At 55.3% G+C, this 11401-nt stretch carries 9 protein-coding genes; 3 read left to right on the forward strand and 6 right to left on the reverse strand.

The window, feature by feature from the left end:
* Position 1: 1 nt before the first annotated feature.
* From QCE64_RS36560 to QCE64_RS36590, 6 genes are all read right to left on the reverse strand, one after another.
* Positions 2 to 406 carry a GNAT family N-acetyltransferase gene (locus tag QCE64_RS36560; RefSeq protein ID WP_310009508.1) on the reverse strand — a complete coding sequence of 135 codons (405 nt, stop codon included), beginning with the start codon at positions 404 to 406 and terminating at the stop codon, positions 2 to 4.
* Positions 407 to 1083: 677 nt separating this feature from the next.
* The gene (locus QCE64_RS36565; protein ID WP_310009262.1) at positions 1084 to 1305 is read right to left on the reverse strand and encodes a hypothetical protein; all 222 of its coding nucleotides are present in this window, start codon (positions 1303 to 1305) and stop codon (positions 1084 to 1086) included.
* Between the two features lie 228 nt (positions 1306 to 1533).
* Positions 1534 to 1815, reverse strand: a complete 282-nt coding sequence (locus QCE64_RS36570) for a type II toxin-antitoxin system RelE/ParE family toxin (RefSeq protein WP_310009264.1) — start codon at positions 1813 to 1815, stop codon at positions 1534 to 1536.
* A gap of 14 nt (positions 1816 to 1829) precedes the next feature.
* On the reverse strand, positions 1830 to 2114 hold the full coding sequence (locus QCE64_RS36575; protein WP_310009266.1) for a CopG family transcriptional regulator: 285 nt from the start codon (positions 2112 to 2114) through the stop codon (positions 1830 to 1832).
* Between the two features lie 3032 nt (positions 2115 to 5146).
* Entirely contained in the window at positions 5147 to 6118 is a 972-nt protein-coding gene (locus QCE64_RS36585; RefSeq protein ID WP_310009268.1) for a ParB/RepB/Spo0J family partition protein, read from the reverse strand.
* Positions 6115 to 7323: an AAA family ATPase gene (locus QCE64_RS36590; protein WP_310009270.1), complete on the reverse strand. Its 1209-nt coding sequence runs from the start codon at positions 7321 to 7323 to the stop codon at positions 6115 to 6117. Before QCE64_RS36590 ends, QCE64_RS36585 begins: the two co-directional genes overlap by 4 nt.
* A 783-nt stretch (positions 7324 to 8106) precedes the next feature.
* Between QCE64_RS36590 and QCE64_RS36595 the strand changes: the two genes are divergently transcribed.
* From QCE64_RS36595 to QCE64_RS36605, 3 genes are all read left to right on the forward strand, one after another.
* Positions 8107 to 9489, forward strand: a complete 1383-nt coding sequence (locus QCE64_RS36595; protein ID WP_310009273.1) for a replication initiation protein — start codon at positions 8107 to 8109, stop codon at positions 9487 to 9489.
* A gap of 325 nt (positions 9490 to 9814) precedes the next feature.
* Complete coding sequence (locus tag QCE64_RS36600) at positions 9815 to 10519, forward strand: type IV secretion system protein (RefSeq protein ID WP_310009275.1); 705 nt, start codon at positions 9815 to 9817, stop codon at positions 10517 to 10519.
* A gap of 2 nt (positions 10520 to 10521) precedes the next feature.
* Positions 10522 to 11400 carry a TrbG/VirB9 family P-type conjugative transfer protein gene (locus tag QCE64_RS36605; protein ID WP_310009277.1) on the forward strand — a complete coding sequence of 293 codons (879 nt, stop codon included), beginning with the start codon at positions 10522 to 10524 and terminating at the stop codon, positions 11398 to 11400.
* Position 11401: the final 1 nt, after the last annotated feature.

Consider the following 11401-nt stretch of genomic DNA (forward strand, 5'->3'; position numbering starts at 1 on the left):
CTTAGCCGTTTCTCGCGAGTTGTGATGTCGCCGATTCGAACGCGCCGGAAACCTCGCAAAACAAACACATCTGCAAAACGACCTCCTGCAGTTGATCGTCAAAGATTGAGCTCGATTCTCGCCCAGTTTCGCGGAATCCGAGAGTTTGATAAAGGTTGATCGCAGCGACGTTATCTGCCGCTACACTCTGGCTCACGCAAGTCACGTCCTGCATGCTTTTAGCATATGCGATCGCTGCTGCGAGCAATGATTTCGCCACGCCAGTGTTCCGATGATGGCGCGCGACAAAGACACCCCAGATGTGGGCAACACGGAGATGTTCAAGCATCGCGTGACATTGCACACTCGCGACCCCAATGAGTTCAGTCTGGTTGAAGGCACCAAAAGAAGGCTGCGGCGTCGCCAGGAGACATTGGGCCGATCAGCATAAAGCTAAGTGATAACGTCATCGAATGACGGCAGTATGGAGAATGAGTGAAGCAGGGATCTCAAGCGTCACGGCTGTCTGGGTAACTCTGAGACGCGCCGACGTGCATGGAGCGATTCGGTCTTTGACCTACTGCGAGTCACGCTCAAGCTTGAAATTTGCTTCAGCGTAGGCCGCGTTGCACCTCCACACCTCTTTCCCGTCACGGTAGAAGATCGCAACGCCGCGTGCGATCGTGCAAGGCGCCTGAGGATAAACGGCGCGGTGACCATTCATTGATGCAGCGAGCGCGTTGCGCTCCTTGCACGTTGCAATGTACTTTCCATCGGTGATTGTTTTGTTGACCGCCACTATGATGAATTCCTAGACAGACACCGTCATCGCCGCTCCGAGCCGCCTCAAACTAGCCGGTCTCGTCGTGAGACGAAGCATTCCAAAGGTTCTTGGGTGGCGACCGATGTGTGGGCCTGAATCGCTCAGCCCCTTCCTCTCCAGTCGTGGAGTTCCGCATAGTGCGGCACTATTTTTTAACAGTGCCTATGGTGGCACCTGCATGTGCCCGGCGAGAACCCAGATCGGCACATAAGCCGCGACGCCATGAAAGGCGACACGTTCTTCTGATGCCTATTCCAGAGGCTCACCTTGAAAGCGTGACTCTAGACTTGCCGATACATAGCAGGCCCGCCGATCTGGCCAATCGCGGTAATCTCGCGCTGCTTGTAGTAGCGCGACTCTTTCCGCACTTCATGGCCGTCTTGATCATGATGTAGGCGCGCGATGTGCTCGGCAACGGTGGCTACGTCGTCATGCGTAGCAGCAAGGTCACGCATCACCAGGTTGTTTGGGAGAGAGCTGAGACATTCGAGCAACGTTGCCACGTTGGTACCTTTAGATTTCATAAGCGGCGCACACGTGAGCCTGCGTCGTCACCAGATAACACATTGACAGCTTGTACGAGGCACGGCGAGCAGGAAGATCGAAGTGCCATGTTGAGCACTTCGAGTTCTAATCTATCTCGGGCGTTGGCTCGCCGCCGCTTCGACCATCCTACTCTACTATCAACTCTCATCGCATCGTTGCTGCAAGTGCTGACGACGCCCCGTAGGTCAGCAGCGGTCGCTTCGGTAGCGCAATTCGCGCTGACTGCGTAAAGCCAAAACAAACACCGCTTCGAACTCGGGCACGTAGCGGTAGAGTGCGAGATAGCCATGCGCTCCGTTCGAAATCACTAACTCACGCATGCCGCCGGACGTCTCAGCCGGGCGCCCGATCATCGGACTCGACTGCAGTATGTCCAGCGCCAGGACGATGTCATCGATACGCTGAGCGGCGTGCTCGGGCGTATGTTCGAACAGGAATGCGAATATCCGATCGAAGTCGTCGCGCATCTCCGAGGCCAGGATTATTCGCGCCATCGCTTAACCTGAGGTGCCGGAGACGCCTCACCGGCCGCCTGTTCACGTAAGTGCGTCCGTACATCATTCCAGTCGAGTCCTTCGCCAGTTTCCAGCATGCGCGCGAAGCGGGCGTTGCCCTCCTCCAAAAACGCATGCCGCAATTCCTCGTGGGCGACTCGTTCGGCGATCGCATCCAGCATGAAACTGTGGGCTGTGGTGCCGGACTGTTGGGCGAGTCGCGAGACCCGATCACGAAGTTCAGGCGGCAGTCGAAGGGTGGTGGTGGACATAACGGACCTCGTGTGTCACATATGTGCTACATTTTACGCGCATCTAGGTAGAAGGCAAGCGACGGCGAAATCTGGGCCCTCCCCAGCTTCCGGTGAGCGCATCACGTTTGACATAGGGGCTGTAATGTCAAAACCGTCAGGTCACGGCCTCCTGCTGGGCACCAAGGTCTGGAATCACCAAAGAAGAAAAGATCGTGTCCTGGTTGGCTAGGTTCTATTCCGACATGCGACGCGGTCTCGTTTTTCGTGTTGGGATATCAGACGCGCGAAAAAAGCGATGCGTCTCGGACTGCAAGACGAAGCCGGCGAGCGGCAGGAAGCGCTGCGCTGGTAACTCGACCGATTCACTGAGCGTCCGAAGAAACAAAAACGTAAGTCATTGATTTCCGGCCTGTCCGGAAAGCGGACCGGTGAAAAAAGCAAGAATCGAGTGGTGACGGCATGTTGCGGGCTTGTTTGGGGGCTACCCAGGTACCGTGTACGTCTACGCTTTTGGGCCAGGGGGCGCATGCGAGATCTAGCGGGCCTAGGACCGACCAATCGGATTGTTACAGAAGCGGAATTCCGTCGGCCGCCATCCGGTTGTTATCTCGCGCTGCGCCGCGTGACAACACGATCGCAACTACTCTTTCTGGCGATCAATGCCGCTGGCGCGTCGGCCTACGCATCGGTCGACTTGGACACTCCGGGCTTGAATGCGGAGAACTTGGATTTTCGTGGAGCGGAAGGTTGCTGCCAATTGTGACGATCAATAATAATGGTCGCGTATTTTTTAGAACAAATAGCGTAACGAACGTTACGATATAACTTGTCACGGCGCCAAGCTAGTGGCACAGGGCAGGAATTTCGTTCCACCATGCAGTTTCGAACCGAGGAGTCGTGAAACATTCCCATTCAAAACATATAGTTATGAGATAAATATCAATCAAATCATGAGGTTATGCCACGTTGAATTTTGATTAATTTGTTTCACGCGTCGGGTTGAGCCTCCTTCTCACACGTGACCTCGCTCTGTGGTTCTCAAGGTCGTGGCAAAGAGATTACCCGGCTTCTAATACGGCTTGGGGGCGTCCATGAGGCGGCATCCCACCGCCGGCGGCACGACAGTTCGCTCTCGCCGTCCAAGAAAGTTGAGGGTTATCAGTCGGGCACACCCGGTCGGTCAAAGCGGGCGACGTCAGTACGCTATTCAGGATCGGGCCACCGTTACACGACTAGCGACGGCCGCTCACCGCCATCTGTTGTGCCGCGGTGGGGATACCCCCAAAGCACGCGGCTCGTGGTAGTTGGTCGGCCCGCTGCGCAATTGCTTAGGCTAGATGATGTGCAGCCGCCAAGACATCACTCAGGTAAAACTCGCGGTCGAACACAGTAACCATCCGCTTTCGGCTTCGTCGACACTCAATTTCAAAGGTCCATATAGACGACGCGGCAGTGGCATCAACCGCTCGCCCGCGATGAAAGGTGGACGTTGACCGGAGAGGTTCTTCGCCCAGATCAACCACGGCATTTTCGTCGACCGACTCGTGATTCAGCAGCGCGAACAGGGCTCGTCGCAAGAGGACCACTATCGCTGTTGCTGCCCGACATGTTGCTCGGTGAAGTCGACCGTGATCTGGAGCGGCGAGGCCATTGCATCGTCCGCTATGCCGACGATGCAATGTCTATGTGTGTAGTCTAAACGGTTTCGGGATCTCCAACGGCCTCACAGGGCTGAACGAACACGTCCCCTTATCGACCGCTCACGGATCGTGGGCTACGCCGCCACCAGAAGCATCATGGGTTCGGCCAATATTGGACCTGTTACGCTTGCGGCTCTTCGTTGGTATGCACCTGTCTGCTGATTCTCCCAACCTGTGGATCCAGATCGCGGACAACATGCTCCTGCGCTCCTGAGCTCCTGTGCAGGGATGCAACTTCATCCCGTATGCCTGCCGTGCGTCTCGGTTGCGGTGCATCTGACGCGAATCGTGTCGCAGCGTCGTGGCGATGAACACCCCGTTTCGAGCTTTCATCATAGCTTTGCATTCAACATCCTGCCTATGGTTACTGCGGGCTTTGACTTCTGGCCCGGGCTCGGCGCCGTGTCCCACCAAGCAAAAGGCGTCTCCGCGGATTGCGTCCTATCTCGATACGAAAGAATAAAAGGCTTGATCATCGTGGTCATTCAGGCTTTCGATATTGCTCCAATTTTTAAGTTTGCCTTCGTGTGTCCGGACTTGGGACAATTTATGCCGATTGAGAAAGGCGGTAGACGACGAAGGCTCTAGCTTCAACGTGTCCCAAGTTGGGACACTCTAGTGCTCACGCCTCGCTCCGACCTCGCCTAGTAGAAAAGTTAGTCCGTCGCTATCCGGTTTGCCACCTCACTTTCGAATCTCTCGGGTTTCGGGATCTCCAACGGCCTTACCGGACTAAACGGCAGTCCCATAGCAATCGTTCGCGGATTACGGGCGACGCAGCCACTAGGGTGCGATGGCGTCGGCCAATATTCAGACCGCCCACGCTAGCGGTCCCTTCGTTGGCACGCACCGGTCTGAATACCGCTTCAGTGTCTCTTTCGTTCGTGCCGCCATCAGCTGAATGGCATTCACCTAGATTCAGGTTTCGGGCAGCAGGCGCCTGCGCCCCCGCGAAAGAGTGCGGATTCCTCGCGCTTGACTGTTGTCCGTTTTTGGATGCGGGGCATCTGAAGCGAATGTTTTTGCAGGGGCTTGGCGATGGTTCGTCCGTTCGACCTTCAACATTGCTTCGCTAACGTCATTGTGGTCTGTGGGCACTGCGACCCCGAACATCCAGAGGGCTCGACGCCGTTGCCCATAGGCAGAAGGCACCCTCCATGGAACGCCCAATCTGGACACAAAAGGAAAAGGCCTGATCAGCTATGCTGTTCAGGCCTTTGATATTGTTTCAGAGTGGCTTTTTGGTTCGCCTTCGTGTGTCCCAACTTGGGACACTTCATGCTCTTTGAGAACGGCGATAGACGCCACCCGCCTTAGCAATACGTGTCCCAAGTTGGGACACCCTTGTGATCAAGCCTCGCTTGAGAACAGACTGCTGATCAAATCTCGAATTTGCTTTTCGCGCTCCTCCGTCAGCGCGCCTGTTTTGATTTTTACCGTAAGGCCGGCAGAATCCCTCGTTATCGACCCTGCCTGGGATCCGCCGGCGAAGATCTTATCGATACTTCGATCACTTACGGAGGCAGCCGGTGTCTTTCTTCCATCCAAAGCCTGCTTGATTGCTCGGGCCAACTTTGACTGATCTAACTCACCGGCGACTACACGCGGCCAGATTGCTCGAGCTTTTTCCATCGCATCGTCACCACTGTCTCGTAGCACCGAAACGACGGACTCAGCAGCAGTGGCGCCAAGCAACCGGGGATGCACATCAAGGTCTTGAGCAATAAATTGTGGCAGGTCGCCGAACGCGAGGTAGCGATAAAGCTCTGAGCGAGAGATGCCCAAAGCTTCAGCCATACGCTTTCGATTCGGAAACTCTCGTTCGGTCTGCCGGATCGAACGCGAAATCTCGTAGTCACAAAGATCTTCCCGCGCCACATTCTCAACTAGCGCAAGCATCGCCATTTCTTCGTCGGAAAGATCAACAATGAGCGACTTGATAGTGGCTAGGCCAATCATCTTGTGCGCCCGCCAGCGACGCTCACCGGCGACAATTTGGAAGCCGGCGCCCGAACGCCTGACAACGATTGGCTGAACGAGCCCAGTCTCTCTTATGGATTCTGCGAGTTGGGTGAGCTTAGCGTCGTTGAAGACTTGACGAGGTTGCCAAGGATTCGGCGTGATCTCAGACACAGCAGCTTCGAGCGCCGGGCCCGCCTTCTCAAGAACGGCGATCCTCTGTTGGGCTGCAGCCAAAGCCCCCGCCATGCCTGGCGCCGTCCGCGGACTGCCAACCTTTTCTTGCTGAGGATCAAGTTGGATATCCTTCGCCGCTCGCACTTCAGCGGTCTTACTCATCATTCGATCTCGAAGGCTGCTCATTGTCCCGCCCTCCATTGCGCAACGTATTGATCATCGATCCACTTACAGTAATCCACCATCGGCTGTTTCACGCGCGCTAGAGTCTTCGCGACGGTTTCAGCGCGAGAAAGATCAAACACAGTAGAGAACGCGAGTGCGCCGTTGCTCATTACTGAACTCGCGGGGATCTCGGTCGTATGTAGCCAATCCCCGTAGGCACGCTGCGACCAAGAGCGAACTACAGGAGCAGACGACGTGCTTCCGTAGTCGACGCGCGACAGGAGAACGGAAACAAAATCGTAGGACTTGTCGACCTCATGCTCGACGAATCCATTTGCTACCTCTGCAAACAGCGACCAGAAGGAGACGGAAGAGATGAAATCGAGACTTTCGGGCACTAGCGGCATCACCATCGCGTCAGCAGCCATTAGTCCATTCAATGTCAGATACGAAAGTGAAGGGGCAGTGTCTAGAATGATGTAGTCATACTTTGATCGAAGCGAGTCTATGCCCTTTCGCAGCACAGACCAAAACTCGAAGTTTGGATTCGTCTTCTGCGCGGCCGGAAGGTGGAACTCAGCATCGTGCAAATAATTATGTGCGGGAATTACGTCTAGACCGTCCCAATAGGTGCTTTGGACCTTCGACTCGAACCCACCCTCAACATCGGGATCGTAAATGTAGGGCAGTACTGTATCTTCCCAAGTAACATCTTTTTCTGCATACAGGCCGCACAGCTCCGACAGAGATGCTTGAGGATCCAGGTCGATCATCAAAACCTTTCGGCCGCGAAGGCTAAGTCCTTGGCCAACGCACATCGACGTGGTCGTTTTACACGACCCACCTTTGAAATTTGCAGTGATCAATACCCGACCACGATGGTCTCTTGTGCCAGAAACCAGTGGCGTTTGGTAGATATCCGACACTTGCTGTACCCACGTGCGTACGTCCTTTAGCGAAAACGTGCGAGCCCGGCCCGTGCCCTGAACCTCGCCGGACGGCAGTTCAGAACCCTCCTTAGTCGCGAGATAGTTGATCTTTTGACGATCCACGCCGCACATGTCTGATAGCTCACCAATCGTAAAAATAGGAGCCGTCTTGCGCGGTCTCGGCGCAAGTATTTGGTCTCGCAGCTCGTTGGTCATGACCGACAAGCGTTCAGCAAACTCCCCAAGATTGGAAAGTTTGACTTTGCGATCGATTCCGGGCAATTCGCTCAAACTCATTGGATTGCGTCCTTCGTTGTACGCGGTGAGGTGTTTTTTAAACGGCCAGCGCCATTTATACGGTTTTGGTGCTGACAAGCATCGAACCGTAGAATACTAGGATACCCGTCAAAACGCCATGATCAGCGCAGGAGTCCTCCGGCGCGCAGAGGAACGAACCGAGTATCTCTTTTAAAACAACTACATAGAGAACATGAACTCCCCAAGACCTGCCGGATTGGCCACGCAATCTGCTTGCTGACCAACTCTAGAGAGGTACCTAGGCGAAAATCACAGCACAAAATACCTCACCGAACGCCGCAGATTGGACATTGGATCTGGGGCGCTTTCGGGGCCAGCACATTTCTCCTCACCTAGCGAACGCATCGAAATCAAGGATTTTCTGTCCCATGGCTGCAACCCACCGCTGCATCCCCAACGCAGACGAAAAGCTGCTTGTCCTCTTAGTTGGTTAGTGTTTACCTTTAAAAGAAGAAAGCAACTACAACAACAGCGAGAATATTAACCATATAAATCATGGTGTTAAGCGAGCAAGGTGCCGTGTATTGTGACGGCGGTGCTGTGAATTGAGCACGAAAGTGCCATGTTTACCGCGCTTGAGTGCGGGGATTTGAGCGGCAAGGTGAGCTCTAGAAAAGACGAAGGTGAGGGCTTATGTGCTCAACGACCTCAACGGTGAGGTGTTCTGTGATGAACCCCCGGAAAAGGTGAGGTTTTGTGTGTTGACAGCTCACTTTCCTGAATGTACCTTTCGAGCGATCAATCAATCTACAAGGCGAGGCAATGGCAAACAGTGGTCAAGTCGCGACGTCGAGACAATTGGCGCTCGCATTATTTGACGACGCAAATGCCGAGGGGCTCCCTGTTGAGAGCGCACGCACTGATGTTGGTTTCGCCCGGAAGAATGTTCTAATCAGGATTGTCGACCTAGGTGTCGCCGCAAGACGCCTAATTGACGCCGCGTATTTCGTTGTAGCCCAAGAAGAGCAGGCCCGTGATCTCTACGATGTTGAGCTTGATTACTTCAAGTGGCTCATGCGGTATTCGAGCCGAAACAATGCTCACCTGGAACAGGTGATTACCGAGGCGCAGCGAGCCCTTATTCAAGCGACGGCCGAAGCAGACGCCGATGGTACCAAGCCGTTCGGGTCAGTTCAGCTGATCGGCCGGATATCGTTCGCCGGAGGCCGTTTCCAATTTCGCGTTCCACCAGACCTGATCGGGATAATCCGAGGCCCAGGAAAATCGCATTGGTTGAGCCTGCGAATTACGTCGCTCTTTACGCTCAGCTATGCGCGCGTAATGTACGACCATCTTTTGCCCTACGCGGACGATGGGATAACCGATTGGTACACACTAGACGAATTACGTGCGTGGCAAGGTTCCATTGGCTCCAAGGCGCAAGAGTTCAAATATTTCAAGCGTGATTGGCTTGCACCTGCCGTAGAACAGATAAACGATGTTTCCGACCTTCACATCTCCTTCGAGACGAGAAATGAGCCCGGCTCTCGCAAAATTGGACGTATGCGGTTTCGAGTCGAGCGGAAGGAGCTTGCTGAGCGTGTTCTCCAGACTCATGAGCATGCGCAGGCGATCTATCAAACGTTGAAGCAGGAGATCGGGCTAACAAGTGCACAGCTCAATCAGATCGCCGCAGATAGGGAAACGTTCACCGACGAGCGATTGCTGCAAGCAGTTGAACGTACTCGTTTCAGTCTTAAACTAGGCAAGGTTTCCAAGAGCCCAGCGGGGTTCTTCATGAAAGCCTTGAAGGAAGGTTGGATCGTCTCGGATGCCGAACGGCAGATGGTTCAGATTCAGGAGGATCTGGCGCTATCTGATCGTCGAGAGGCGGAAGTGAGGGAACAATTGGAAAATCGTCGCGTACTGCAGATTGCTGCGCAAGATGCTCACGCGCAAAGCAAGGTCGTGAACGAGGTGCGTATAGGATGGGAGGCCTACGAGCGGGCGACGCAGAAGCAGCGCGATGATTGGCGCCGCACCTACCGATCGAGTCCCGCCGGCAAGTTGACTCTGCGAAGGCTAGGTATTGATGCTGGCAATGACTTACCCGAAACATTGGTCAGGCAGTTTCCAGACCTTCGCGACGGTTTCTCTGGATACGTCTACAGCAAAACAAAGTCAGAATCCGGCCGGAGAAGTTGACAGTAGTGGGAGGCTGCGCCGCGAACCAACGGGTCTCCACTCACGCGACCCCACCCTCATAGTCCCCACAGGCGCAATCCGCCCTCATCGCTCCTACCGCATGTGGTGCTATCACGTCCATCGCGCGTCGTGGAGGCAGGATGGTAAGAAAAAATAGCGTCTTTTCGAGATATCAACGCTAACGTGTTAGCGGATTGGCCGAGGGGAGCATTGCCTGGCTGCCCAGGCCACCATATCGCCTAAAAGGCACTCAAAACTCAGCGCCTTTCAGGCCGACCAGAGACGTTCGCACTGTTTCAATGGTACCCATTCAATAAGGGTTGCCATGCGTCTTTTCAAGAACAAGCGCCGCGCCGCGCTCTCTACTGCTCCGGGCATGTACGCCGACGAGGATCCCAGCAAGGTCATCTTCGAGACCAGCACAAGGCTCAAGCTCGAATCGAACCGATGGATGCTGATCTCCTTCGGCCTCGCATTCGTTGCGGCAGGCGCCGTATGGACGCGGCAGCCGCCTCCCTCGGTCACCCGCGTCGTTGGAGTGTCAGCAGATGTAGGTGGGCATCCGATCGTGACGGAGCTCGTAGCATACAAACCTGACCAACAGGCAATCCGGACGAGCGTGAAAGACATGGCGGTCCGCTGGTTCACGATTGAGCCCGTTCTGTCGGATCGGCTCGAAACGTCTCGCATGACAGCGAATATCAATTCGGTCAGAGCGCAGATGATCGGAGCGGCCAACGGACAGTTTCGCGACTGGTTGAAGAGTGACGCCCCGTTTCAGGCCATTACGGCAAATCCCAAGCTGATACGCGAAGTGGACGTGCGCAATATCGCGCTTCTCGAAGACTCCACCGTTCTCGTCGAGTTCACCACGACGACGTCGCAAGCCGGCTCAGTTGGCAAGCCCGACGTGAAGCAGTTCGCGCTCACGCTGCGATATCAAATCGTGGCGCCGAGCGCGGACCAGGCACTGACCGCGAACCCCTTCGGCATCTATATCCCGTTCTTCCGCCTTGAGCGAACCGCATAAGCATGACCGCAATCAAGCAAAACCATCGGCGTCTCATCGGCGCGTGTGCTCTCGCGCTGTGCGCGAACGTCGCCGCGCCGCTGGCCCACGCAAAGAAGGCGCCGAGCGAATCGGGTGTCATGAACCCAGCAGTGATCGCTGGTGACCCGATGAGCCCGATCAACCCCTTCAACGGCGGGGCCGATCCGATGACGATGCCGGGTGATGCTCGTATCGGCGTCTTCCCGTACAGCAGAGATCAAATCTTTCGGGTCCTGACGGCCCCGCTGAAACTCACGACTATTGAGCTGGCGAAGGGCGAGAAACTGATAGCAGATCCGGCGATGGGAGACAGCGTGCAGTGGGAGATCGATGACGACAAGATGAACCACGTGTTCATCAAGCCGCATAAAGCTGATCTCGTCAATACGCTTCATCTGACGACGAATCTGCGGGAATACGACTTCACGCTCATTGCCTCACCAGCGGGCGGGATGTTCTATCAGACCGTGCGATTCCAGTATCCGCGTGCCCCGATGGCGCGCGCCACCGCGCGGGAAGATGCGACAGGTAGCAACGCTGAGCATGCCGGCGAAGACTCGGGAAGTATCGATGTGTCCCCGGACAAGCTGAACTGGAACTATAGCGTCGACGGTCACACCGAATTCACGCCGGAAACCGTGTTCGACGACGGCCGCTCCGTATGGATGCGCATGCCCGCCAAGGCTCAAGAATGGCCTGTGCCTTTCATTCTGGATCACGGCGATCGCGTGGTCGCGAACTTCATTCGTCGTGGAGACTTCCTCGTGCTCCAACGTTTGGCTGACGAGATCGTGTTGCGCTCAGGCAAGGATGAGGTCACTGTCACGCGCGGTCGCCGTCGGTTCTTCGGGATCTTGTGAA

This window comes from Caballeronia sp. LZ043 (genome assembly GCF_031451075.1).
Taxonomy (GTDB): domain Bacteria; phylum Pseudomonadota; class Gammaproteobacteria; order Burkholderiales; family Burkholderiaceae; genus Caballeronia.